Annotated in this window: 27 protein-coding genes; 7 read left to right on the forward strand and 20 right to left on the reverse strand. The window is 39.3% G+C overall.

Going from position 1 to position 25,854, the window contains the following annotated elements:
- Positions 1–54 precede the first annotated feature (54 nt).
- The gene (gene metG, locus A6B41_RS07280; RefSeq protein ID WP_257792937.1) at positions 55–2,169 is read left to right on the forward strand and encodes a methionine--tRNA ligase; all 2,115 of its coding nucleotides are present in this window, start codon (positions 55–57) and stop codon (positions 2,167–2,169) included.
- Positions 2,170–2,179: 10 nt separating this feature from the next.
- On the forward strand, positions 2,180–2,596 hold the full coding sequence (gene ndk / locus A6B41_RS07285) for a nucleoside-diphosphate kinase (protein WP_027074297.1): 417 nt from the start codon (positions 2,180–2,182) through the stop codon (positions 2,594–2,596).
- 68 nt (positions 2,597–2,664) lie between these two features.
- Here the strand turns inward: ndk and greA are convergent, their stop codons facing one another.
- Positions 2,665–3,141, reverse strand: coding sequence for a transcription elongation factor GreA (gene greA, locus A6B41_RS07290; protein WP_027074296.1), 477 nt, complete (start codon positions 3,139–3,141; stop codon positions 2,665–2,667).
- Between the two features lie 103 nt (positions 3,142–3,244).
- Here greA and dacB point away from each other — a divergent pair, with 103 nt between their 5' ends.
- On the forward strand, positions 3,245–4,690 hold the full coding sequence (gene dacB / locus A6B41_RS07295; protein WP_027074295.1) for a serine-type D-Ala-D-Ala carboxypeptidase: 1,446 nt from the start codon (positions 3,245–3,247) through the stop codon (positions 4,688–4,690).
- A 51-nt stretch (positions 4,691–4,741) separates the two neighbouring features.
- Here dacB and A6B41_RS07300 read toward each other — a convergent pair whose 3' ends face one another.
- Entirely contained in the window at positions 4,742–5,011 is a 270-nt protein-coding gene (locus A6B41_RS07300; RefSeq protein WP_027074294.1) for a GNAT family N-acetyltransferase, read from the reverse strand.
- 209 nt (positions 5,012–5,220) lie between these two features.
- On the opposite strand from A6B41_RS07300, the gene purH reads away from it, so the two are divergent.
- Entirely contained in the window at positions 5,221–6,810 is a 1,590-nt protein-coding gene (gene purH / locus A6B41_RS07305; protein ID WP_027074293.1) for a bifunctional phosphoribosylaminoimidazolecarboxamide formyltransferase/IMP cyclohydrolase, read from the forward strand.
- Between the two features lie 69 nt (positions 6,811–6,879).
- Here the strand turns inward: purH and A6B41_RS07310 are convergent, their stop codons facing one another.
- The 14 genes from A6B41_RS07310 to A6B41_RS07375 form a co-directional block, all read right to left on the reverse strand.
- Positions 6,880–7,923: a TIGR01620 family protein gene (locus A6B41_RS07310; protein WP_027074292.1), complete on the reverse strand. Its 1,044-nt coding sequence runs from the start codon at positions 7,921–7,923 to the stop codon at positions 6,880–6,882.
- A 22-nt stretch (positions 7,924–7,945) separates the two neighbouring features.
- A complete protein-coding gene (dusC, locus tag A6B41_RS07315) occupies positions 7,946–8,902 on the reverse strand; it encodes a tRNA dihydrouridine(16) synthase DusC (RefSeq protein WP_027074291.1) in 957 nt (318 codons plus the stop codon).
- 131 nt (positions 8,903–9,033) lie between these two features.
- Positions 9,034–9,660 carry a DUF2238 domain-containing protein gene (locus A6B41_RS07320; RefSeq protein ID WP_027074290.1) on the reverse strand — a complete coding sequence of 209 codons (627 nt, stop codon included), beginning with the start codon at positions 9,658–9,660 and terminating at the stop codon, positions 9,034–9,036.
- The gene (gene djlA / locus A6B41_RS07325; RefSeq protein ID WP_027074289.1) at positions 9,660–10,520 is read right to left on the reverse strand and encodes a co-chaperone DjlA; all 861 of its coding nucleotides are present in this window, start codon (positions 10,518–10,520) and stop codon (positions 9,660–9,662) included. Before djlA ends, A6B41_RS07320 begins: the two co-directional genes overlap by 1 nt.
- 311 nt (positions 10,521–10,831) lie before the next feature.
- A complete protein-coding gene (gene pal, locus A6B41_RS07330; RefSeq protein WP_027074288.1) occupies positions 10,832–11,302 on the reverse strand; it encodes a peptidoglycan-associated lipoprotein Pal in 471 nt (156 codons plus the stop codon).
- Between the two features lie 29 nt (positions 11,303–11,331).
- Positions 11,332–12,618, reverse strand: coding sequence for a Tol-Pal system beta propeller repeat protein TolB (tolB, locus tag A6B41_RS07335; RefSeq protein WP_027074287.1), 1,287 nt, complete (start codon positions 12,616–12,618; stop codon positions 11,332–11,334).
- Between the two features lie 15 nt (positions 12,619–12,633).
- Complete coding sequence (gene tolA, locus A6B41_RS07340) at positions 12,634–13,893, reverse strand: cell envelope integrity protein TolA (protein ID WP_027074286.1); 1,260 nt, start codon at positions 13,891–13,893, stop codon at positions 12,634–12,636.
- A gap of 17 nt (positions 13,894–13,910) precedes the next feature.
- A complete protein-coding gene (gene tolR, locus A6B41_RS07345; protein WP_027074285.1) occupies positions 13,911–14,348 on the reverse strand; it encodes a colicin uptake protein TolR in 438 nt (145 codons plus the stop codon).
- 110 nt (positions 14,349–14,458) lie between these two features.
- The gene (gene tolQ / locus A6B41_RS07350) at positions 14,459–15,139 is read right to left on the reverse strand and encodes a protein TolQ (protein WP_027074284.1); all 681 of its coding nucleotides are present in this window, start codon (positions 15,137–15,139) and stop codon (positions 14,459–14,461) included.
- Between the two features lie 34 nt (positions 15,140–15,173).
- Positions 15,174–15,563: a tol-pal system-associated acyl-CoA thioesterase gene (gene ybgC, locus A6B41_RS07355; RefSeq protein WP_027074283.1), complete on the reverse strand. Its 390-nt coding sequence runs from the start codon at positions 15,561–15,563 to the stop codon at positions 15,174–15,176.
- A 160-nt stretch (positions 15,564–15,723) separates the two neighbouring features.
- Positions 15,724–16,011, reverse strand: a complete 288-nt coding sequence (gene ybgE / locus A6B41_RS07360) for a cyd operon protein YbgE (RefSeq protein WP_027074282.1) — start codon at positions 16,009–16,011, stop codon at positions 15,724–15,726.
- The gene (locus tag A6B41_RS07365; RefSeq protein ID WP_080686558.1) at positions 16,011–16,109 is read right to left on the reverse strand and encodes a cytochrome bd oxidase small subunit, CydX/CbdX family; all 99 of its coding nucleotides are present in this window, start codon (positions 16,107–16,109) and stop codon (positions 16,011–16,013) included. Before A6B41_RS07365 ends, ybgE begins: the two co-directional genes overlap by 1 nt.
- Before the next feature lie 15 nt (positions 16,110–16,124).
- Positions 16,125–17,258: a cytochrome d ubiquinol oxidase subunit II gene (gene cydB / locus A6B41_RS07370; RefSeq protein ID WP_027074281.1), complete on the reverse strand. Its 1,134-nt coding sequence runs from the start codon at positions 17,256–17,258 to the stop codon at positions 16,125–16,127.
- Between the two features lie 12 nt (positions 17,259–17,270).
- Complete coding sequence (locus A6B41_RS07375) at positions 17,271–18,821, reverse strand: cytochrome ubiquinol oxidase subunit I (RefSeq protein ID WP_027074280.1); 1,551 nt, start codon at positions 18,819–18,821, stop codon at positions 17,271–17,273.
- A gap of 425 nt (positions 18,822–19,246) precedes the next feature.
- On the opposite strand from A6B41_RS07375, the gene A6B41_RS07380 reads away from it, so the two are divergent.
- Positions 19,247–19,576, forward strand: a complete 330-nt coding sequence (locus tag A6B41_RS07380) for a DUF5339 domain-containing protein (RefSeq protein ID WP_027074279.1) — start codon at positions 19,247–19,249, stop codon at positions 19,574–19,576.
- A gap of 144 nt (positions 19,577–19,720) precedes the next feature.
- Here A6B41_RS07380 and groL read toward each other — a convergent pair whose 3' ends face one another.
- Both groL and A6B41_RS07390 read right to left on the reverse strand, forming a co-directional pair.
- On the reverse strand, positions 19,721–21,361 hold the full coding sequence (groL, locus tag A6B41_RS07385) for a chaperonin GroEL (RefSeq protein ID WP_027074278.1): 1,641 nt from the start codon (positions 21,359–21,361) through the stop codon (positions 19,721–19,723).
- 23 nt (positions 21,362–21,384) lie between these two features.
- Positions 21,385–21,675 carry a co-chaperone GroES gene (locus tag A6B41_RS07390; protein WP_027074277.1) on the reverse strand — a complete coding sequence of 97 codons (291 nt, stop codon included), beginning with the start codon at positions 21,673–21,675 and terminating at the stop codon, positions 21,385–21,387.
- 233 nt (positions 21,676–21,908) lie between these two features.
- Between A6B41_RS07390 and A6B41_RS11185 the strand changes: the two genes are divergently transcribed.
- Together A6B41_RS11185 and A6B41_RS11190 are read left to right on the forward strand one after the other, a co-directional pair.
- On the forward strand, positions 21,909–22,178 hold the full coding sequence (locus A6B41_RS11185; protein WP_237052458.1) for a hypothetical protein: 270 nt from the start codon (positions 21,909–21,911) through the stop codon (positions 22,176–22,178).
- Between the two features lie 60 nt (positions 22,179–22,238).
- Positions 22,239–22,523 carry a hypothetical protein gene (locus A6B41_RS11190; RefSeq protein WP_237052459.1) on the forward strand — a complete coding sequence of 95 codons (285 nt, stop codon included), beginning with the start codon at positions 22,239–22,241 and terminating at the stop codon, positions 22,521–22,523.
- Positions 22,524–22,648: 125 nt separating this feature from the next.
- Here the strand turns inward: A6B41_RS11190 and mutT are convergent, their stop codons facing one another.
- Together mutT and secA are read right to left on the reverse strand one after the other, a co-directional pair.
- Positions 22,649–23,047 carry an 8-oxo-dGTP diphosphatase MutT gene (mutT, locus tag A6B41_RS07400; protein WP_027074276.1) on the reverse strand — a complete coding sequence of 133 codons (399 nt, stop codon included), beginning with the start codon at positions 23,045–23,047 and terminating at the stop codon, positions 22,649–22,651.
- Between the two features lie 95 nt (positions 23,048–23,142).
- On the reverse strand, positions 23,143–25,854 hold the full coding sequence (secA, locus tag A6B41_RS07405) for a preprotein translocase subunit SecA (RefSeq protein ID WP_027074275.1): 2,712 nt from the start codon (positions 25,852–25,854) through the stop codon (positions 23,143–23,145).

Genomic DNA, 25,854 nt, shown 5'->3' on the forward strand with positions numbered 1-25,854 from the left:
CACAAAGCTCTAATAAATTTAGCTTGCTGGAAAGTCCTCCACCTTTTTGCTAAAATAACTGACAATTTTTACCGAAAATTAATGAGAAAAAGAATGTCTAATCAAAAACGAAAAATGCTTGTTACTTGTGCCTTGCCTTATGCTAACGGTGCAATTCATTTAGGTCATATGCTTGAGCATATTCAAGCGGATATTTGGGTGCGTTTTCAACGTATGCGTGGCAATGAAGTACATTTTGTCTGTGCCGATGATGCACACGGCACACCGATTATGCTTAACGCCAATAAATTAGGTATTACTCCTGAGCAACTTATCGAAAAAGCCAAAGCAGATCATATTGCCGATTTTGAAGGCTTTAATATCAGCTTTGATAATTATCACTCTACCCACAGCGAAGAAAACCGTGAAATCACCACCGAAATCTATAAAAAATTACGAGCCAACGGTTTTATTAAGAGCAAAGTCATTTCACAGCTTTTTGATCCTGAAAAAAATATGTTCCTGCCGGATCGTTTTGTGAAAGGCACTTGCCCGAAATGTAAAGCAGAAGATCAATATGGCGATAATTGCGAAGTGTGTGCCTCTACTTATAGCCCGATGGATTTGATTAATCCACGTTCGGCAGTTTCCGGCTCAACGCCGGTGGTGAAAGAATCTGAGCATTTCTTCTTTGATTTACCAAGCTTTGAAGGAATGTTAAAAGAGTGGACTCGCTCCGGCTCGTTACAATCTGAAATTGCTAACAAAATGCAAGAGTGGTTTGAAAGTGGCTTACAGCAATGGGACATCAGCCGTGATGCCCCTTATTTCGGCTTTGAAATTCCCGATGCACCGGGCAAATTCTTCTATGTATGGCTCGATGCGCCTATCGGCTATATAGCATCGTTTAAAAATTTATGCGACCGCAAAGGCATTAACTTTGAGGAATTTTGGCAGAAAGATTCGCAGACCGAGCTTTATCACTTTATCGGCAAAGATATTGTCTATTTCCACAGTCTGTTCTGGCCGGCAATGTTAGAAGGCAGCGGTTATCGCAAGCCAACGAATGTATTCGCTCACGGTTATGTAACGGTAGATGGAGCGAAAATGTCGAAATCTCGTGGCACATTCATTCAAGCCGGTACCTATTTAAAGCATATCGATCCGGAATGTTTGCGTTACTACTATGCGGCAAAATTAAACGACCGCATTGAAGATTTAGACTTCAGTCTTGAAGATTTTATACAACGTGTAAATAGCGATATCGTCAATAAATTGGTGAATCTTGCTTCCCGTAATGCAGGCTTTATTACCAAACGTTTTGAGGGTAAATTAGCAGATAAATTGGATGATCAGGCACTTTTCAACGATTTTATCGCTCAAGCGGACACCATTGCCAATTACTATGAAAGCCGTGAATTTAACAAGGCAATTCGTGTAATTATGGAGTTAACCGATAAAGCGAATAAATATATTGACGACAAAGCTCCTTGGGTGATCGCAAAAGAAGAAGGCAAAGATGCGGAATTACAAGCGGTTTGCTCAATGGGTATTGAGTTATTCCGTATTTTAATGAGCTACTTAAAACCTGTACTACCGCAACTGGCAGAACGTTCAGAGGCATTTTTACAGACCACATTAACGTGGGATAACATCGCCAATCCGTTATTAGGGCATACCCTTTCGCCATTTAAGGCGTTATTCTCTCGCCTTGAGAAAAAACAAATTGATGCGGTAATTGAAGAAACCAAAGCGTTATTTGCGGAAGCTAACAAAGAGCCGAGCAAAGAATCTAACAAAACAGAAAAAGGAAAACAAGCGGTGGAAAATCAAGAAAATTCTGCAATTGAACCGATTGCACCTGAAATCACCATTGATGATTTCGCTAAATTAGATTTACGAGCAGCGAAAGTATTAAACTGCGAAGCAGTGCCGAAATCAGACAAAATGCTCCGCTTTGAACTGGATTTAGGCGACCATAAACGTCAGGTGTTTTCAGGCATTAAAGCAGCCTACCCGAACCCGGAAGAGTTGATCGGACGTTTCGTAATTGTAATTGCGAATCTTGCACCACGCAAAATGTCATTTGGCTTGTCTGAGGGAATGATCTTATCAGCCGGCTCAGGCGGTGCAAATTTATTCTTGCTAGATGCAGATAGCGGTGTACAACCGGGAATGCAGGTGAAATAGGAGAAACTATATGATCCAACAAACCCTTTCTATCATAAAACCCGATGCAACCCGCCGCAATCTTATCGGCAAGATTCTGGCACATTTAGAATCGGCAGGTTTAACGGTTAAAGCCCTCAAGCGTCTTCACCTTACACGTGAACAAGCCGAAGGCTTTTATGCAGAACACAAAGGCAAAGAATTTTTTGAGCCTTTAGTAGATTTTATGATCTCCGGTCCGATTGTAGTGTCTGTTTTAGAAGGTGAAGAGGCAATTTCTCACTACCGCACATTAATGGGCGCAACAAACCCGGAGAATCGTGAAAAAGGCACAATTCGTGATTTATATGCATTAAGTATGCGTGAAAATTCCGTTCATGGTTCAGATTCGGAAGACTCTGCCAAACGAGAAATCGCCTATTTCTTCGTGCCGAGTGAGATTGTTTAACGTATTGTTTAAATAGCAAAAAAGCCATTTGAGTTCCCTCAAATGGCTTTAAATTTTTTAGAGAGCAACTAAATATATTCTACGCCCACAATATCAAATTCAACTTTACCGCCCGGGGTGGTAATACTAACGGAATCATCCACTTCTTTGCCGATTAATCCACGGGCAATCGGTGAATTGACCGAAATTAAGCCTTCCTTAATATTCGCTTCATCATCACCCACTATACGATAAGTCACTTCCTCATCAGTATCTGTGTTCACTAACTCAACAGTTGCCCCAAAAATCACTTTGCCGTTATTCGCCATTTTGGTGACATCAATAATTTGAGCATTACCTAACTTACCTTCAATTTCTTGAATACGACCTTCACAGAATCCTTGCTGCTCACGTGCAGCATGATATTCGGCGTTTTCTTTTAAATCACCGTGTTCACGAGCTTCTGCGATTGCATCAATAATTTGCGGACGACGCACATTTTTCAAAAAATCCAATTCTTCACGTAGTTGCTCTGCACCACGCACAGTCATAGGAATTTGTTTCATTAAATCTATTTCCTTACTAAAAATTATCGGTTTACGAATGAAATTGAAAGGGCTATTATTCAATTTCTCGTTAAAAATTTCAACTCCCCTTTTATTATGTATTATGGTTTTTAAAAATTTCACTCGCACTTTTTTTCAAAAATTTGTCTTATCTGCTTTATTTATCCCAACCTTTACACAGGCAGAAATCAACACTACTGAAATCATAAAAGCCTTACCACCGGGTACCTCAGTAAGTTTTATTGCGAAAAATTTAGAGACTAACCAAATTATTACCCAATATCAAAGTGATATCTTTATGCTACCGGCAAGTACGCAAAAAGTCTTTACCGCATTGGCAGCTAAATTAGCTTTAGGCGATGATTTCCGTTTTCAAACGGCATTATTAACCAACGGCTCTATTGAAAACGGCATATTAAAAGGGAATTTGATTGCTCGCTTTACCGGAGATCCAGAACTAACAAGCGGTCAAATTTATCAATTAATTAGCAAATTAAAGCAACAAAACATTACAAAAATTGAAGGTGATTTGATTTTAGATACATCTGTTTTTGCCAGCCACGACAAAGCCTCCGGTTGGATTTGGAATGATTTAACCATGTGTTTTAACGCACCACCGGCAGCAATTAACGTGGATCATAACTGTTTTTATGTGACTTTAGATGCCGATCAACATATTGGCAATTTCGCTAAAATTAACGTGCCATCTTCTTACCCGGTACAAGTTTTTAGCTCTGCTTATATCGTAGATGGTAAAGAAGCACCTTTTTGCCAACTTGATGTTGTGGTGAACGATAACAACCGCTATCAAATTAAAGGCTGCATGGCTCGCCAATCTCAGCCTTTCGGCTTAAGTTTCTCGGTACAAGATCCAAGCAACTACGGGGCCAATATTATCAAATCTCACTTAAAAAATTTAGGTATTGAGTTTAACGGACAAATCAAAGAGCCACTGAATACCCAAGCAGGCGCGTTACTGGCAGAACATTATTCTGAGCCGTTACCGATTTTGCTGAAAAAAATGATGAAAAAATCAGATAACCAAATTGCTGATGCCCTATTTAGAACGATTGCCAATAAACAACATAACCGCCCGGCCTCTTTCCAGCTCGGTAGTTATGTGATTCGTAATTTCTTGAAATCTAAAGCGAACATTCATTTTAATAATAGTGTGGTTGCTGATGGCTCAGGGCTTTCCCGTCATAATCAGGTCAGCGCTAATACAATGCTGGAAACTTTGGAATATATCGCAAAAAATGAAGCGACTTTACAGCTATTTGACTCCTTTCCCATTGCGGGCGTAGACGGCACGATTTCCGGCAGAGGCTCCATTTCCAGCGAGCCGCTGGCGAAAAACCTGATTGCCAAAACCGGCGCTCTAAAAGGCGTTTACAACCTCGCCGGCTTTATGAAAAACGCCCGAGGCGAACGCATCGCCTTTGTGCAGTTTATCAACGGCTATTCTACAGGCGAGCTGGAAAGCAAAACTAAACGTGCTCCACTCAATGCCTTTGAAAATAGCTTATATATGGCGTTATTTAATGAATAAATGACACAAGCGGTCGTAAATTTCCGATATTTTACGACCGCTTGATCTTCTCTAAGCAATTAAATCTCGATGGCTTCGTTGCATTTTCACATCAATATAACTACAACTTGGTTTGATTTTGAGGTTATTTTCTACTGCAAAAGCCATTAAAGCGTTGTAAAGCTCGCCGGCAATACCTTTGCCTTGAAAGGCTTCATCCACCCTTGTGGTGTAAGCATCAATCACATTTTCTTTAATGTAGCGATAACGCAATTTTCCCGCTTTTACGCCGTTTTCATCGAAATATTCAAATTCTAAATTCTCTAAATTATGATTAATCATAATGCCTCCTGTTGTAGGTGTTTTCTCTTGGTATTTTATTGGGTTTCAAAAAGCTTGCAAGCGGTTATATTTTTAAACATTTTTGCAAAAATACGTTGCAAATTTTTGCGTAAATTCGACCGCTTGCAGATGAAAAAAGCAAACGTTTGCCTTATAATATCCGCATTTTATTTCACATTTTAACACTCATTTTAAGGAACTTAGAAAAAATGGCGATTCAACAAGCGTTATTAAGTGTGTCTGATAAAAAAGGCATTGTCGAATTTGCACAAGGGCTCGTAGCCCGCGGTGTAAAATTGCTTTCTACAGGCGGCACAGCGAAATTATTGGCTGAAGCGGGTTTACCTGTCACGGAAGTATCTGACTACACCGGCTTCCCTGAAATGATGGGCGGTCGCGTGAAAACCCTTCACCCGAAAGTACACGGCGGGATTTTAGGTCGTCGTGATACAGATGATGAAGTAATGAATCAGCATGGTATCGAACGCATTGATATGGTGGTCGTCAATCTTTACCCTTTTGCACAAACAGTTGCTAATCCAAATTGTAGTCTTGAAGATGCTGTGGAAAATATTGATATTGGTGGACCAACTATGGTGCGTTCTGCCGCCAAAAACCATAAAGATGTGGCGATTGTGGTAAGTAACAACGATTTTGATGCGATTCTTGCTGAAATGGATCAAAACCAAAACAGTTTGACCTTAGAAACTCGCTTCAACTTGGCAATAAAAGCATTTGAACATACGGCACAATACGACTCAATGATTGCCAACTACTTCGGCCAGAAAGTGCCACCTTATCAAGGGGCTGAGGAAGAAGATTTAACTCAAGTGTGCGGTCAATTCCCTCGTACATTAAACCTTAACTTTGTGCGTAAGCAAACCATGCGTTACGGTGAAAATGCTCACCAAAATGCTGCGTTCTATGTGGAAAATGAAGTGAAAGAAGCGTCTGTTTCCACCGCAAAACAGCTACAAGGAAAAGCCCTTTCTTACAACAATATTGCTGATACCGATGCCGCTCTTGAATGTGTGAAAGAATTTTCACAACCGGCTTGTGTGATCGTTAAACACGCTAACCCTTGCGGTGTGGCGCTAGGTGAAGATATTTTGGAAGCCTATAACCGCGCTTACCAAACCGACCCAACTTCTGCATTCGGTGGCATTATCGCTTTTAACTGTGAATTAGACGGTGAAACAGCAAACACCATTGCAGAACGCCAATTTGTGGAAGTGATTATCGCCCCAAGTATTTCTGAAGAGGCTAAAGAAGCTCTGGCTAAGAAGAAAAACGTGCGTGTGTTAGAGTGCGGTGAATTTAGCCAAGCAGAAAAACGTTTAGATTACAAACGTGTGAACGGCGGCTTATTGGTGCAAGATGCGGATCAAGGGTCAGTTTCAATCGAAGATTTACAAGTGGTATCTGAACGCAAACCAACAGAAGCGGAATTGAAAGATTTATTATTCTGCTGGAAAGTGGCGAAATATGTGAAATCAAATGCGATTGTGTATGCGAAAAACGGTCAGACTATCGGTATCGGTGCCGGTCAAATGAGTCGTGTCTATTCAGCGAAAATTGCCGGCATTAAAGCCGAAGATGAAGGCTTAGAAGTTGCAGGTTGTGTGATGGCATCTGATGCATTTTTCCCATTCCGTGATGGTATTGATGCAGCGGCGAAAGTCGGAATTACTTGCGTAATCCACCCAGGTGGTTCAATGCGTGATCAAGAAGTAATTGATGCTGCAAACGAACACGGTATGGCCATGGTACTCACAGGAATGCGTCATTTCCGCCATTAACCTCTATAAACAAGAAAAGCCGATTAAAAAACTTAATCGGCTTTTTGATTGCCAAAATGCGCTATAAAATTAAACTCTCTCTTTTTCCCTTATTTCACTTTTACTAAACACCCTGTCTTTCATTGAGGTGAGTAATTCTTGGCGAATAGCAGAAATTTTCGGGCGTTCGTTAGCTTGGAAGGCAATAGGGCGGCAAAACTCCATCGCTTTAATACCTAGCCTTGCGGTGAGTAACCCCACGCCAATACCTTGAGCCGCTCGAAGTGAGAGTTTTGCGGTAAGGTTTTGCGAAAAGAAATCCATCCCTACATCAGTCGCAATTTCCGTAGCACCGGCGAACACCATATTACTTAACACCATCCGAAACAGTTTTAGACGGCTGATGTAACCCAGCTCCATTCCGTATGCTCGCGTAATTTTATTCACTAACGCAATATTTCTTGCCGCCATCAGCAACACATCTACTATCGCAAGAGGGCTAACTGCAACAATCACTGCATTTTCCGCTGCATTTTTAGAAATCAATCTTTTCACGTCTTTATCAATCGGTTTTAGCACATTTTCGCTAAACAGATATAGCACTTCTTTTGCGTTATAGGCTTCATTGAGCTGGCTTTTCCAACGTTTTTCCGATTGTGTCACCGACGGCAAATTTTTCAGATTATTTGCAATATTTTCGCAAAATTTAACCGCTTGTTCGCCATCATTTGAGGGTAAATTTTCCAGTAATAATTGTCGGCTGGTTTGTTGATTTTGTTGATGCTTACGCAAATAAACCAATTTCCGCCATTCGGAAATTACCGCCCCAATACCTGTCAGGCTGATAATAAAAAAGACAATAGAAAAAGCGAAATAGATCCACTCTTTTCGTTGAAAAGTATCCATCAGCCATTGAACACTTTGAGCAATTACCGCCACTCCAAATAAAATAAGCGTTGCCAGCAATACCCTAATCCAAAAGCGAGAAGGTTTTAGGCTTTCTTCAATAATCAGCTCTGCCTCAACCTGTTTTACATCATCTTCAACCAGTACTTCATTGATATCGAATTCTTGTTTCGGCTCGATTTTTTCAGAGTGAACAACCTCTGATTCATTAAAAATTTGTTTTGTCATCGCTTACCCTTTACATGGATTACTATAGCTGCTCTACTGCATTTTCAATATGTGCTTTTAGACCATCATATCCGTGTTCGGTTTTTAAAATTTCAAATAATTCCACCGCTTGCGGATATTCTTTATCAAGATAACGTAGCCATTGTTTAATCCGGGCAACATGATAAAAACCGGTGTCTTGATGATTTTCCATTTTGACGTATCGGTATAGCAGTTGTAATACCTCATTCCAAACCATTTTCGGCTCATTATATTTAATTACTTTACTTAAATTTGGCGTATTTAATGCCCCACGCCCAATCATCAACGCATTACAAGCGGTGATTTTTTGACAATTTTTTGCAGATTCAAAATCCCAAATTTCGCCGTTGGCAATCACTGGAATAGTGAGCCGTTTTTGAATTTCACTAATTGCTGGCCAATTAATGCGTTCTGCCCGATAGCCATCCGATTTTGTTCGCCCATGAACCGTGATTTCATTCGCTCCACCTTGAGCCACCGCATCGGCAATTTCAAAGCATTGCTCGGCGGAATCCCAACCTAAACGAACTTTTACCGACACAATTTTATCGGTAGGAACTGCTTGCCGCATTGCAAGAGTCGCTCGGTAAATTAAATCCGGATCTTTTAATAACGATGCTCCGCCATTGCTACCATTCACTGTTTTTGACGGACAACCACAGTTGAGATCAACCCCGTGCGAGCCAAGTTCAATCGCTAACGCCGCGTTTTCTGCAAGCCACTGAGGATGTTGCCCTAAAATTTGTACCCGAACAGGCGTGCCGGAGTCGGTCAATCCACTTTGGTATAATTCAGGAGCAAGTCGGTAAAACGCTTTTTTCGGTAAACGTTGCTCAACAACCCGCACAAATTCAGAAATGCAGAGATCATATTCATTTACAGACGTTAAAAGCTGGCGGACAAATGGATCTAACACCCCTTGCATAGGGGCAAGAATCACTTTTGGAATTGTGTTCATTATCTAAAATAAAAATACAAGCGGTTACATTTACTCTCCACACCCGCACTTATCGGCAAAGCCAATGTTCAAACGCAAGCACTTTTGACAAAAATTTGCAAAAAACTGAGAAAAAATAACCGCTTGAAAAGTTAAAAATGTCTATCTCTAATATGTAAATCAGGGCGTGCAACGAGATAAATACTCAATGCAGTTAAAGCACCAAGGGTATCAGCAAGCATATCTTTTTGTGCATCCCAAATATCGCCTTGCGAGCCTAAAAATTCGATACCTGCATTGCCGCCTTCAATTACTGCATATTGCCATTCAATAATTTCATAGCAAGCCGCTACCGCCATAATAAAGAAAAGTGAGAAGAAAAAAGCAACTCCCATTCCACATTTACGCTTACGCATCAGCCACTCTGCCATTGGAAAACTGTAGAAACCGATAATATAGTGAGCCACACGGTCAAAATGGTTGCGTTCTTCACCTAAAATTGGGGTAAGAAACTGATTCGCCCAATCAAACGGCACATTGGCAAAGGTATATTTTGCTCCAATTAAATGCATGATCAACCAAAGCGACATAAAAAAATAAGCTAAACTGCTAAATTGGAATTTAGGGTAAGTAACAATTAATAAGGCAAAAACCACAAAAATAGGAAACACCTCCGCATACCAAACCGCTCTGTCTGTTGGATTCAGCCCGGACCAAATTGCAACTACCGTAATCAATATAGCTAAAAACAGCGGAATAATATGCAAACGTGAGTCCATTATTTCCATCCTTTGATTTTGCAGATTAAGTCATAAGCAGCTTGAATTTGTTGTGCTTTCTCTTTGGCGAGTTCCATCATTTCATCAGGTAAACCTTTAGCTGCTAATTTATCGGGATGATGTTCATTCATCAGCTTACGGTAAGCACGTTTTACGGTATTGTGATCGTCTTGTGCGGTTACCCCCAATACAGTATAAGCAGCCTCAATACTTGGTGCATTGCTTGATTGATGATAGCTTCCATAAGAGCTGCTCTGCGATTGCTGATATCCACCGTTTGTTTGTTGATAATAACCTCCTGTACGGAATTGCTGGGCTGCAATAATCATCGCAATCATTTGTTCAAATTGGAAACGAGACATCCCCATTATTTCAGCAATGGTAAAGAGAATTTGTTGCTCTTTAGCATCTAGTTCACCATCTTGCAATGCGGCTTGCATCTGCACTTCCACAAAAAAGCGTAATAAGTCCGTTCTTTGTCCGCAAGCTTCCCTAAATTCTTGAATTACTTGGCGTAATGGGAAATCAGCCTCTTTACCTAAAGTAAAAGCATTTTGTGCTAACTGCTGGGCTGCATCATCTAGTTTTAAACGAGCCATTAATGCTCTTGCTAATTCAATATCAGCCTCAGTTACACGACCTTTTGCTTTTGCTATATGTCCTAAAACGGCAAAGGTAGTTTGGGTAAATAATGATTGACGGGTTAAATTCTTACCAAAAATACTGGAACGAACTGAGCCTAATTCATAAAGTTTTTTATCAGCCAGATGTCCGATAAAAGCACCTAATATTCCACCGAATAGACCGTGAAACATTTGATAACCTAAAATAAAGCCAACGATTTTTCCGATAAATTGCATTTTCAATCCTTTCTATAAAGACTATTGCAGCTATTCTAGCAAAATTTGCCACAAAGATTAATTTTTCATTTTGCTTGTTTTCTAGGCAAAAGAAACATCCATCAAACTAGACTAAAGCTAATTAAGTAATTAATGGGGATAAAAGGCCATAATATCAAGCTCAAAAAGAAAACAATTATGTTTGGTGATTCTATAACGCTGTTTTAGAAATGTTTAAAGTTGAGCGAGATTGATAATTGATATAAGAGCAAATAGGATAAAAATAAAGCCCTGATAACTCAGGGCTTCAATGTAATAGAATCAACTAAGGATTAGTATTCTAAAACTGCACGACGGTTTTTCGCGTAATCAGCTTCAGAGTGACCTAATACAGCTGGTTTCTCTTCACCGTAAGACACAGTTGAAGTGTTGTTAGCACCTTTAGCTGCTAAGTAACTTTTAACTGCATCTGCACGTTTTTGACCTAATGCGATGTTGTACTCTGGAGTACCACGCTCATCAGCGTGACCAGCAACAGTTACATTACCTTGAGTTTTAGCTAATAATTGAGCGTGAGCGTCTAATAATTGACGGTATTCACCTTCAACTGCATAGCTATCGAAACCGAAGTATACTGTATTGTATTGTGATTTTAATTGTTCAGCTGTTAAGCCACCGAACTCACCAGCTACGTTTGCTGCGTTTGCGTTTGCATTAGCTGCTGCATCATCAGATGAGCTGCTACATGCTGCTAATGCGAAAGCTGGTACTGCTACCATTAATATTTTAGCAAATTTTTTCATTTGTTGCTCCTAATAGAAGAGAATATTTATTATTTGATCAAATATGGTGACCATGCAGGGAATTTATAATGTCCACCTGCTCCAGGCAAATTAGCTTTAAAACGCCCATCTGCTGACACCAATTGTAGCACTTTGCTCGTACCTTTGGTAGAGCTATAAATAACCATGATGCCATTTGGTGAAATGCTTGGACTTTCGTCTAAGAAAGTTGAACTCAATACTTCTGTGCCACCCGAAGCGAGATCGCGTTTCACAACTTTATCACCGGCAATCATGATTAGATTCTTACCATCAGATGATACTTTAGCATTATAGCTACCTCGACCACCCATTGGGCTTACACCACCACCTGATGAACTCATTCTGTAAACTTGTGGAGAGCCTGCACGGTCTGAAGTAAAGTAGATTGAACTTCCATCCGGTGACCAGCTCGGTTCTGTGTTATTACCAGCATTTGCTGTTAATTTACTTGGCGTACCACCAGAACTACCCACAACATAAATATTTAACTCACCATCTTGATTTGATGCAAAAGCAATACGAGAACCATCCGGTGAGAATGATGGTGCACCGTTATGCCCTTTCAATGCTGCAACCACTCGGCGTGATCCCGAACGCAAATCGTGTACTACAACTTGTGCTTTTTTGTTTTCAAACGTTACATAAGCTAAACGACTACCATCCGGAGACCATTCTGGTGACATCAAAGGTTCTTTACTTTTAGTGACTGTAAATGCATTAAAACCATCGTAATCTGATACTCTTAATTCGTATGATGATACTCCACGTTGAACAACGTATGCAATTTTTGTTCTGAATGCACCACGAATTTGGGTCAATTTTTCAAAAACTTCATCACTTACAGTATGAGCACCTTGGCGAATTTGTGCTGCCGGCACAATAAATGAACCTTGAGCAATAACACCACCTGCAGTACCCGATGTACCTAATGTATCAATTAACTGATAAGCAACATTATAACCACCGCCTGCAGGGCTAACTTGACCAACAATGATGTTATCAATACCGATAGCGCTCCATTGATCTGCAACTACTTCACTTGCAGAACCTGGCTGTGCCGGCATTTGAGAACGTTCAAGCGGTGTAAATTTACCACTATTTCGCAAATCGTCAGAAATGATCTGGGCTACATCTGCAGGTACACCACTGGACTTAAATGGTACAACCGCAATCGGTTGTGCCATACTCACCCCTTCATCAATTGAAATCCGAACATCTGAATCTGCAACTACTGATGTAGAGACTAATGCAGACACAATGCTTATTACACCCGCTATACGAGAGAATAATTTCATTTTTAATCCTCTAAATTATTTAACTCTTAAACTAAAATCAAGTGTTGGTGATTTAAACATATTATACACTGCATCCGATGGTGCTGCTGGAACCTTCCTAGTTGCCACAATTGCACTTACAGCTGCATCACAAACTGCCTTATCTCCACTTATAACTTGATAGTTAGTAATTGTACCGTCTCGACTTAAGAAAATCTTAACATCGCATTGCTTGCCGGCAAAACTCGGATCAACACGATATTTAGACTGAATTAATTTCTTAATTCTCTGACCGTATGCATTACCATCTACATTTGCACCTTGCCCTAAGCCACTTGTACCACCAGAGCCCTGTGAACCAGATGAATTCTTATTACCACCTTTGCTTGAACCACCACCGACATCACCGCCACTTAGGAAGTCATCCAATGCCTGATTCTTCTTAGCTTGTGCAGCTTTTTCTTCAGCGGCTGCTTTAGCTTTTGCCTCTTTTTCTGCTTTTTCTTTAGCTGCCTTTTCGGCCTTTGCTTTGGCTTCTTTCTCAGCTTTTTCCTTAGCTTCTTTTTCAGCTTTCGCTTTGGCTTCTTTCTCGGCTTTTTCTTTAGCTTCTTTTTCAGCCTTCGCTTTGGCTTCTTTTTCCGCTTTCTCCTTAGCTTCTTTAGCTAATTTTTCTTGAAGCTCTTTCTGCTCTTGTAATTTCTTCTCAGCTTCAACTTTCTTCTGTTGTTCCAATTTTTGCTGAGCTTCTTTTGCTTTTTTCTCTTCTTCAGCTTGTTTTGCAGCAGCTTCTAAACGTTTCGCTTCTGCATCCGCTTTTAACTTGGCTGCCTCAGCAGCTTTTTTGCGGGTTGCTTCTTCTGCTTGCTGCTTTTTCAATTCTTCTTGCTTAGCTTGCTCCTGCTTTTTCTGCTCTTCAAGTTTTTCTTGACGTTCAATTTCTTTTTGACGTTGTTTTTCTTGAATAGCAGCTAGCTGGGCTTGCTTTTGCTCTTGGATTTCCTCCGGAGTCGGTTTATCTTCCACTTCCTCAACAGTTTCTTTCTTCGATTCTTTAGGCTCTACTTCTGGTTTTTTAGTTCCTTTTTTTTCCGCCACTAACTGACCATACTCTGCGGCAACCTGCCCTGTATCAACCATCACAGCCTCAAAGCTATCGCTATCTCCACCACTACCACCAGCGGCAGCAAGCTCTGTTTTCGTGAAAAGAGACCCGAGTAATAATAATCCAATTAACAATATATGTAATAAGATTGAAATAATAACTGCAAGCTCTAGTCTATCTTGTTGAGATTTCACACTGTATCCTTGGCTTATTATTTACCTTCGGTCATTAAACCTACTGATTTAATACCTGCATCTTTAAGTAATGTGATACCTTTCATGATCTCTTCATAAGGTACAACTTTATCACCGGCAACCAAAAACAAAGTATTATTATCTTTTTGGAAAGCCTCTCCTGCATAAGCAATCACTTCAGCTTCCGAAAGATTATCCTGTCCATTACTTTGTATATAGTTACCATCAATTTTTAATTTATACTCGCCAACACCTGCGACTTCTAAAATAACAGGCGTTTTATCTTCATTAGAAACCGATTGGCTGTGTGTATCTTCCGGTAAATTAACTTCCACACTCTGACTAATAATTGGTGCTGTTGCCATAAAAATAAGCAACAACACCAATAACACGTCTAGGAATGGTACGATATTAATTTCAGATTTAATGTCATTACGTTTTAAACGACGAGACATAACTTCCTCTTTTAAGGTGCTTGGACACCTATGATTAATCTTTATGTGCTATTCACACTTATTATCAAGCGGTTGAATTTTTATAAAATTTTGCAAACCGCCTCTACTACTTATTTTTTTGAGAACGCCTGACGGTGAAGTAAGGTAGTAAATTCATCAATAAAATTCACATAATTTTGTTCAACCTTACCTAAGCGTAAATTTAAACGGTTGTATGCCATTACAGCCGGAATAGCTGCAAATAAACCAATCGCTGTTGCAATTAGCGCCTCTGCAATACCCGGTGCAACAGATTGTAATGTTGCTTGCTTCACGGCACTTAACCCCATAAAGGAGTGCATAATTCCCCATACTGTACCAAATAAACCGATATACGGACTAATTGAACCTACCGTGCCTAAGAAGGGAATGTAGTTTTCTAAGCTTTCCATTTCACGGTTTAGTGCCAAATTCATCGCGCGAGTAGAACCCTGAATAATCGATTCCGGAGCATCTGGATTTGCTTGTTGTAAACGGGTAAATTCTTTAAAACCAACATAAAAAATCTGCTCAGCACCATTTAATGCTTCACGACGATTTTCCAGCCCTTGATGTAAACGATTTAAATCTTCACCAGACCAAAAACGATCTTCAAATGCCAGTGAATCTTTAAGGGTCTTAGTTAATACTTTGCTACGCTGAATAATGACTGCCCAAGATAAAATTGAGAAGACAATGAGGATCAACATAACGATCTTTACTACAATACTTGCTTCTAAAAATAACGATAGAAGGCTAAATTCAGTTTGCATTAATAAAACTCCGAATAGTTTTTTAAATATAAAATTACTTTATTTGTAATGCTTGACGTATATCATCAGGAATTGCCACCGGTTTCATTTTGACAAGATCAACACTTGCAACAATCACCGTTGCACTACTCAAACACACTCCATCTTTACACAATTTTTGTTCAAATATAAGAGTGGCTTTTTTACATTCTGATAGAGTCGTTTCGACCGTTAACAAATCATCTAAGCGAGCAGGCAGTTTATACTCTATCTCGATTTTTTTCACTACAAAAGCAAGTGATTGAGCAAAGAGTGCCTGCTGAGAAAAATGGTACTGCCTTAAAAACTCCGTTCTTGCACGTTCAAAAAAATTAAGATAATTCGCATGATAAACAACACCACCAGCATCCGTATCTTCATAATAAACTCGAATCGGAAAATTCATAGATCTCATTTCTCTTATTCAAAATGAAAAAAACGCCCAAAATTTAGGCGCAAACTATATGTTATTTTAGAGATAGAAGAATCTTTGTGCAAGTAGATTTTATACTAAAATAGTAAAAATATTTTAAACTCAAGCCAATAAAAAAGAGGCGTCAAAGCCTCTATCTCACTAATAGGATCCATAAAGATGGAATAACGATACAATAACCAATCAATGGTAAGAAAATAACTTTCCAGAGAGTCGATTTAATTTCAAATCCAACCCCATGAATCCATAAAATAGCCATACCATAAAATACAAGAATAACCAAATAAGGTATTCTACCACCAAAATGTGTAGCGAAAGCGGTAGAATTTAGCAAAATCATTGCAACTAATGCTGTAGCTAAAATGAAAGAAAGGGCTTTTAGCAAGCCCTTTGCTGTTAAGTTATAAAGAGCATTAATCATTACTCGTCAAACTTACCTGTTTTTTCAATACTGATTGTGATAACGGTTGCAAAGAAAATTGCAAGCATTACACCTAAGACCCAAGTTACATAAAACATAATAAACTCTCCTTATTAGTAAGCTGCTTTGTTTTCTTCTAAATAGCTAGCATCTAAACGACCATACATTTTGATATATGACCAGATGGTATAGCCTAAAACGGTTGGTACAAAAATACATGCAACAATAAGCATTACCGTTAATGTATATTGACTTGCTGTTGAATCCCAAACAGTTAAACTCATCTCAGGGTGTGTAATCGATGGCATAATGAACGGGAACATCGAAACCGCTGCTGTTAAAATCACCCCTGTAAGCATCACAGAAGATGAGAAAAATGCCCAGCCAGAACGATTCGCCTTTGAACTAACAACCGTTAATAATGCACCAATTGCAACTAATGCAGGAATAATCCATAAAACTGGCATTTCTGTATAATTTCTAAACCATGCTGCTGTTTCAACTGCAACTGTTTTATTAGTCAGTAATGATTGAGCATTGCGATCTAATTCACTAGTCAGCACAAAACCATCTTTGAAAGATAACCATACACCAGCAATAACGAATGCTACCAATACTACTAGTGCAGAAACTTGTGCCACTTTTCTTGAATTATTGCGTAGCTCATCTGTTGTTTTCATCTGTAACCAAGTTGCACCTTGAGTTACTAACATCATTAAACTCACAATACCGCATAACAAGGCAAATGGATTTAGTAAACCTAAGAATGAACCTGTATATAGAGATTGGTTAATCCCATTAAATTCAAATGGAACACCTTGCAATAAGTTACCAAATGCAACCCCAAATACTAATGATGGGACAAATCCACCGAGGAATAGCCCCCAATCCCAGGCACTACGCCATTTTGAATCATCAATTTTAGCACGATATTCAAAACCAACCGGGCGGAAGAATAATGCAGCTAATACAAGTACCATTGCAATATAGAAACCTGAGAAAGAGGTCGCATATACTGTTGGCCAAGCAGCAAATATTGCACCGCCTGCAGTTAATAACCATACTTGGTTACCATCCCAATGTGGAGCAACAGTGTTGATCATAATACGGCGTTCAACATTGCTTTTACCAATTACAGGTAAAAGATTTAATACTCCCATGGTAAAACCATCTGTAATGGCAAAACCAATTAACAATACCGCAATTAAGATCCACCAAATAAAGCGGAGAATTTCATAATCGATCATTTTTAACCCCTATTATTTTGCAGATTGTTCAAAGTGATAGCGGCCTGTTTTTAATGAGCTTGGACCAAGACGACCATATTTAAACATTAAATACATTTCCACAACTAAGAATAGTGTGTATAGACCACATAATAAACCAATCGTAAACCAGAGCTCACCTGCTGTAAGCGCAGAGTTTGCAACACCTACAGGTAAAATTTCATAGATAGCCCATGGCTGACGACCATATTCTGCTAAGAACCAACCGGCTTCGATTGCGATCCAAGGTAATGGAATACCCCATAATAAGGCTTTTAATAAGAAACGGTTATTACCTACAGTTCCGCGTATATTCTGGCAGAATGCAAAGATAATTAAGAACAACATCAAGCCACCAGCAATCATCATAATACGGAATGCCCAGAATGTAGGTCCTACATTCGGAATAGTATTGTCTGCTGCTTTTTGAATTTGCTCTTCAGTTGCATCTACAACATTAGGCGTATATTGTTTTAACAATAAACCAAAACCTAAATCTTTTTGAACATCTTTAAATGCAGCTTTATCTGCTTCTGTATAATTACCTGAGCGCAGTTTTTCTAATAAAGCATAAGCCTGAATACCGTTACGAACACGTTGTTCATTAACTACACGAATATCTTTTAAGCCTTTAATTTCAGTATCTAAAGAACGAGTTGCAATGATACCTGCTGCATAAGGAATATGAATTGAGAATTCATTTTTCATTTCAGCTGTATTTGGAATCACAAAAGCATTCCAAGCCGCAGGTGCAGGCTGAGTTTCAAACTCCCCTTCCATAGCAGCTAATTTAGTTGGCTGAGCTTTCCCGATTTCATACCCAGACTCATCACCCATGACAAGAACAGAAATAATAGCCAGAATACCAAAACTTGCACCAACAGAGAATGAACGTTTCGCAAATCCTAAATCACGACCTTTTAAGATATAGTAAGAACTAATACCTAATACGAAAATAGCACCACAGGTATAACCGGCTGTGACAGTATGTAAGAATTTAGATTGTGTAACAGGGTTTAAAAGAAGCTCAGAGAAACTAACAAGCTCCATACGCATGGTTTCAAAATTGAATTCTGAAGCAACAGGATTTTGCATCCAACCATTCGCGACTAAGATCCATAACGCTGATAGATTAGAACCAAATGCAACACAGTATGTTGTTAATAAATGTTTACCTTTTGATAAACGATCCCAACCGAAGAAGAACAATCCCACAAATGTAGATTCAAGGAAGAAAGCCATTAAACCTTCAATTGCTAATGGAGCACCAAAAATGTCACCCACATAATGAGAATAGTACGACCAGTTCATACCAAACTGGAATTCCATTGTAATACCAGTTGTAATCCCTAGAGCAAAGTTAATACCGAATAACTTACCCCAGAATTTAGTCATATCTTTATATACTTCTTTACCCGTAGTTACATAAAGTGTTTCCATCACAACAAGAATGAAAGAAAGACCTAATGTAAGTGGTACGAATAAGAAGTGATAGAGTGCAGTCAAAGCAAACTGCAAACGTGAGAGTTCTACTACGTCTAACATCTCAAACCTCTTATTATTAATATACTAATTTGAACATTTAGATTACTAAAAAGTAATCACCCACAAATTTCACTAAATTCTAACAAATAACCCAAATTGGTTAATTATATAATAAAGTGTCGGCAGTTATTCTACCTGTAAATAGCTAATTAAAAAATAGCAATTTTGTTATATTGTTCACAAAATTGATTAATTTATATAATAAATGTTATATACCCGACTAGATGACAAGGGAATAAATAACAATTTGGTTACAAATATTTTACCATTTTATTATATTTCAGTTTTATCGATCTATTTCAGAAAAAAGATCAAATTATAGATGACTTTAAATTAAACTTTTGATAGTATCCTTTCGCTTTATCACTAAACACTAAATAGATAAAAGCATCATTTCAAATAAACACTTAATGTGTGGAGAACGCATGCTAACAAGAATTTTAGGAATAACGCTGATTGCCGGAGCCTTTATTTCAGCTACTGCCGTCGCGAGTGTTAAAACCTCATCACTTACAGTTGCAAAACCTACTTTAAGTAAAACATTACCGGCTGAATGTGAGAAAATGTTTAATACCGCAGACAAACTTGTATCTGATGCAGAAAAACAACCAGGTACACATACACAAGTCAGCAAAATGAAAAATAAACTTTCTTCAACCAAACAGCAAATCTTAAAAATGGATTCTGCTCTACAACTTAAAAGTTGTGAGAAAGGTTTAACAGCATTAAATACCCTTAAACAGAAACACCAATAATTTTAAAGCCAAGCTTAAATAGCTTGGTTTTTTATTTGCAAATTTTTTAGTAAATTTGACCGCTTGTACTATCACTTCTAGTAATTAAAAAAGCTACTGAATTGATTTTTCAGTAGCTTTCATTTATTTAAATCAATAATGGGATTACATCATTCCGCCCATTCCACCCATACCGCCCATTGCAGCCGGGTCTAATTTTTCTTCTTTAGGAAGATCGGTGATCATACATTCTGTTGTGATCATCAAGCCCGCAATAGATGCTGCGAATTGCAATGCCGAACGGGTTACTTTAGTCGGATCTAAAATTCCCATTTCAAGCATATCACCATATTGCTCAGTGCCTGCGTTATAGCCGAAGTTACCGCTGCCGTCTTTCACGTTACGTGCCACTACTGAAGCCTCTTCACCGGCATTCGCGACGATTTGACGTAATGGAGCTTCCATTGCACGCAATGCAAGTTTAATTCCCACATTTTGCTCTTCGTTATCACCGGTTAAGGTTGCACCTACTTTGGTTGCTGCACGCACTAATGCTACACCACCTCCCGGAACAATACCTTCTTCCACCGCTGCACGGGTTGCATGAAGAGCATCATCAACGCGATCTTTCTTCTCTTTCATCGCCACTTCTGTTGCTGCACCTACTTTGATTACCGCAACACCTCCGGCTAATTTTGCAACACGCTCTTGCAGTTTTTCTTTATCATAATCTGAAGTTGAATCTTCAATTTGCTGACGAATTTGAGCTACACGCCCTTTAATTTGAGTTTCATCGCCAATACCGTCAATAATAGTCGTGTTATCTTTGCTAATCACCACACGTTTTGCTTGGCCTAACTCTTCTAAAGTTGCTTTCTCAAGCTCCATGCCGATCTCTTCAGAAATCACAGTACCGGCTGTTAAGATCGCAATATCTTGCAACATTGCTTTACGGCGGTCACCAAAGCCTGGTGCTTTTACTGCAGCCACTTTCACAATGCCACGCATTGTGTTTACCACTAAAGTTGCTAATGCTTCACCTTCAATATCTTCAGCAATAATTAATAACGGTTTACCTGCTTTTGCCACACCTTCTAACACCGGTAATAATTCACGAATGTTAGATACTTTTTTATCTACTAAAAGAATGTATGGATTTTCTAACTCAACCGTACCCGCTTCCGGCTTGTTGATGAAATATGGCGATAAATAACCACGGTCGAACTGCATACCTTCAACCACATCTAACGCATCTTCTAAACCTGTACCGTCTTCAACCGTAATCACACCTTCTTTGCCCACTTTTTCCATTGCTTGAGCAATTAATTGGCCAACGGTTGAATCAGAGTTTGCAGAAATAGTACCTACTTGCTCAATTTCTTTTGAGGTTTCGCATGGTTTTGAGATCGCTTTTAACTCTTCTACCACCGCGGCAACCGCTTTATCAATACCGCGTTTTAAATCCATCGGGTTCATGCCTGCGGCAACGGCTTTTAAGCCCTCGTTTACAATCGCTTGAGCTAACACAGTCGCAGTAGTTGTACCGTCGCCTGCCGCATCGTTCGCTTTAGACGCTACTTCTTTCACCATTTGTGCCCCCATATTCTCGAATTTATCTTCTAATTCGATTTCACGAGCCACAGACACACCATCTTTCGTGATAGTCGGTGCACCGTAAGCACGGTCTAATACCACATTGCGACCTTTCGGGCCTAAAGTGACTTTTACTGCATCAGCTAAAATATTCACGCCTTTTAACATTTTTACGCGTGCATCATTACCAAATTTAACGTCTTTTGCTGCCATTTTTGTTTTCCTTATTTTAAGAATTATTCCACAATCGCTAAAATATCGTGTTCTGCAAGAATTAACACTTCTTCGCCATCAATTTTTTCAGTTTTAACGCCATAACCTTCATTGAAGATCACCACATCACCTACTTTAACCGCTAAGGGCTGAACTGAGCCATTATCTAAAATACGGCCACTACCTACGGCAATTACTTTGCCACGGGTAGATTTTGTTGCTGCCGAACCGGTTAAAACAATACCACCAGCTGATTTTGTTTCAATTTCTTCACGTTTTAAAATAACTTTATCGTGTAATGGACGAAGTGCCATGCTATGTTCCTTCTCTTAAAATTAAATGATTAAAATTTTACGCCCAAAAGCGCAATGCTTAACAATATAAAGGCAGATTTCGGAGTTTCAAGAGCAAGCGGTCAAATTTGTAAAAAATTTTACAAATTTGACCGTTTTTGATAAAACATTATCCTTAAAAAATCGGTTTATGTTTAGAAAACCTCAAATTCTCTTTATCATTTAAACTCTTAATTTAAAGATAGGATAATAAAATGAAAAAATACTTAATGCTCTGCTCACTATGGTTCCTCTCCGCATGCTTTAACGAAAGTTATGATTTTAGAGGAAAAGAGTTTGGGGAGCCTGTGCAAGCTATTTTGGTTGAAACGGATAAAATTTATTTCATTGGTTCCACAATTGATGCGGTATTTGATAAAACTCTGGTGGGGAATACAAAAGCTTCAGATGTTATCTATTTTTTGAATAAACTTCTTCAAGGTCCGTATGGAAGCAAGATCAATAATCACCGAATTACCTTATAAATCTATGATGAAAATATTCAAATTCAGTACAGCCCGCAATTTCTTGTAAAAAATTTAGGTATGAGCGATATTCAAGCTCTACAAAAGTTAGGCTTTGAATTTAATCATTCAAAAGAATATCTATGGAAAAGCTATGCCGGTCTTGGAGGGAAAATCACACGGTTTAAAAACCGTGAGGAAATACTAGAAAAGTATAAATTTAAGCAACCTATAATTGCTAAAGCGAAAAGTTATCAGAAAAACATAGAATTTAGCTTTGATGACACTATTGCGGTCATTGCAGCACCAATTACGATTCCTGCTTCTATTATTTTATTACCATTCTTTAATGACGCCCCTCAATAGCATAAATTGTGCTAAATCCGGTACAATCATCATCTATTAGGTATATCAAGCGGTCATTTTTTACTAAAATTTTGCCAAAAAGAAAGGGCGAATAGTGATTCGCCCTTACGTCAATTTATTAGAGATTACACTTCTGCTTTTAAACGCTTAATTAATTCTGCATTTGCCGGAGGGAAAGCGCCTTCGTCTAAATCGGATTGAGCAATCCAAAAGCCTTCTTGCCCCTCTCGACCAAAAGGTTCATTCACCCATTCTTCAACTAAATAGAAGAAAAATTCAATGATCTTGTTTGGATATTCAAAGCTAAAAGAGTCATACGGGAAAGCACTTAGCACCTGAATACCGATTTCTTCTTCCAATTCACGTTTTAGCGCTTCCTCGGGAGTTTCACCCGCATCGACTTTACCGCCGGGGAATTCTAAAGATTGTGCAAAATCCTGCCCCTCTAAACGTTGAGTTAAATAAATCTGCCCAAATTCGTTACGGATAATCCCTGCTGAGACTTGAACAATAGGTTTTGACATCATTTCTTACCTCAAATAAATCTCAAGCGGTCATATTTAGACATTTTTTTGCAAATCGCTTGCAAATTTTTTGCCAAATATGACCGCTTGTTTAACTATGCGTATTTCGCCTTGTTACCGTGGCAATGTTTGTATTTCTTACCTGAACCACAAGGGCAAGGATCGTTACGGCCGATATTTAAATTTGCCAGCTCTTCGTCTGTTAATGCTTCTGCATTTGTAACAACATCAGCTTCCTGTACAGATTGTTTGGCAGCCTCCGCTTCTATTGCAGCTTGTTGGCGTTGAGCAGCTTCTATCTCCTCTTGGCTACGCACTTGAATACGGCTTAAAATGCTAATCACATTTAATTTTAAGGTGTTAAGCATATTGGTAAACATTGCAAAAGACTCTTTTTTGTACTCTTGTTTTGGGTCTTTTTGAGCATAGCCGCGTAAGTGAATCCCTTTGCGCAAGTAATCCATTGACGATAAATGCTCTTTCCATAATTCATCAAGGTTTTGCAGCATTACCCCTTTTTCAAAGTTACGCATCACTTCCGAGCCAACTTTTTCTTCCTTAGCTTTATACTCTTCTTTCGCAATATTTAAGATACGCTCACGCAAGGTTTCTTCATGGAGATCTTTTTCTGTTTCTAACCAGTGAGAAATCGGTAACTCTAAGCCAAATTCACGTTGTAAACGCTCTTCTAAGCCGGGCACATCCCACATTTCTTCAATAGATTGCGGCGGAATATATTGGCTGATGGTGCTATCAAATACATCTTCACGGATGGTTTCAATCATTGCAGCAATATCATCCGTTTCCAATAAATGATTACGTTGTTCATAAATGACTTTACGTTGCTCGTTCGCAACATCATCATATTGTAATAAGTTTTTACGACCGTCAAAGTTATGGGCTTCTACTTTTGCCTGTGCCGATGCAATTACTTTAGTCAATAACTTTGACTCCATAGCCTCTCCCTCTTCGGTAAAGGCTTTACGCATCATATTAAGTTTACCTTCGTTGAGATAGATACGCATTAACGCATCATCTAGCGATAAATAGAAGCGTGATGAACCCGGGTCTCCCTGACGACCGGAACGACCACGTAGCTGGTTATCAATACGGCGAGATTCGTGGCGTTCTGTACCGATAATATGCAGCCCACCGGCTTTCATCACCGTTTCATAACGCTCTTGCCACGCGGCTTTGATTGCATCAATTTGCTCTTGGGTTGGATTTTCTAACTTGGCAATTTCCATTTTCCAGTTACCACCAAGCACAATATCGGTACCACGACCAGCCATATTAGTTGCAATAGTAACCGCACCCGGTGCACCTGCTTCGGCAACAATTTCCGCCTCTTGGGCATGGAATTTCGCATTTAATACGTTATGAGGAATACCCGCTTTGGTTAATTCTGCAGAGAGTAATTCCGATTTTTCAACAGATGCCGTACCAACTAATACCGGTTGTTTGCGTTCAATACAATCTTTAATTTCATGAATAATTGCCGCAAACTTCTCCGCTTCGCTTTTGAACATTAAGTCTGTGCGGTCATCACGAATCACCGGCTTATTAGTTGGAATCACAACCGTGTTTAAGCCATAAATTTGTTGGAACTCAAAGGCTTCGGTGTCTGCTGTTCCCGTCATCCCCGCTAATTTTTCATATAAACGGAAATAGTTTTGGTAAGTAATAGAAGCAACAGTTTGGTTTTCGCCTTGAATATTCACACGCTCTTTCGCTTCAATGGCTTGGTGTAAGCCATCTGACCAACGACGACCTGCCATAGTACGGCCGGTGTGTTCATCAATAATAACCACTTCACCGTCTTTTACAATGTAGTCCACATTACGTTCAAATAGCTTATGTGCACGCAATGCCGCACTAACATGATGTAGTAGCGAAATACGAGCCGGGTGATATAAACTCTCGCCCTCTTCCATTAAGCCCATTTGGGTAAGGAAATCTTCTACCTTTACCATACCACGCTCGGTTAAATGAGCCTGTTTATTTTTCAGATCAACCGTAAAATCTCCTTCGCCGGTATATTCTTCGGTATCTTCTTTATCTTGCTGGATAAGGTGTGGAATAATTTGATCTACCGCTTGATAAATTTGGGTGGCATCTTCCGCCGGTCCGGAAATAATAAGCGGTGTACGGGCTTCGTCAATTAAGATTGAATCCACTTCATCCACTAAAGCGTAGTGCAATTCACGCTGGAAACGTTCGTTTTTATCGTGAGCCAAATTATCACGCAAATAGTCGAAACCTAATTCACTATTAGTAGAATAAGTAATATCCGCTTGGTAGGCAGCACGTTTTACCTCCGGTGGTAAGCCCGGCACATTCACGGCAACAGTTAAGCCTAAAAACTCAAATAAGGGACGGTTTGTTTCCGCATCTCGGCGGGCAAGGTAATCATTTACCGTCACCACATGAACCCCTCTACCGGTTAAGGCATTTAAATAACAAGGTAGGGTTGCGGTTAAAGTTTTACCTTCACCGGTACGCATTTCGGCAATATTACGCTCTGTTAGCACCATACCGCCAATTAATTGCACATCAAATGGACGCATTCCCATTACACGGCGGCTTGCTTCACGCACGGTAGCAAAGGCTTCGGGCAACAAGCTGTCTAGGCTGGCACCTTCCGCTAAACGTTGTTTAAATTCTGTGGTTTTTGCTTGTAATTCTGCATCAGATAATTGCTCAAAAACAGGCTCTAATTTATTAATTTGTGCAACACGTTTTTTTAAACGCTTTAAGATACGGTCATTGCTTGAGCCGAAAATAGCTGTCATTAATTTTGAAATCAT

The sequence above is a fragment of the Mannheimia granulomatis genome (genome assembly GCF_013377255.1).
GTDB classification, from domain to species: Bacteria; Pseudomonadota; Gammaproteobacteria; order Enterobacterales; family Pasteurellaceae; genus Mannheimia; species Mannheimia granulomatis.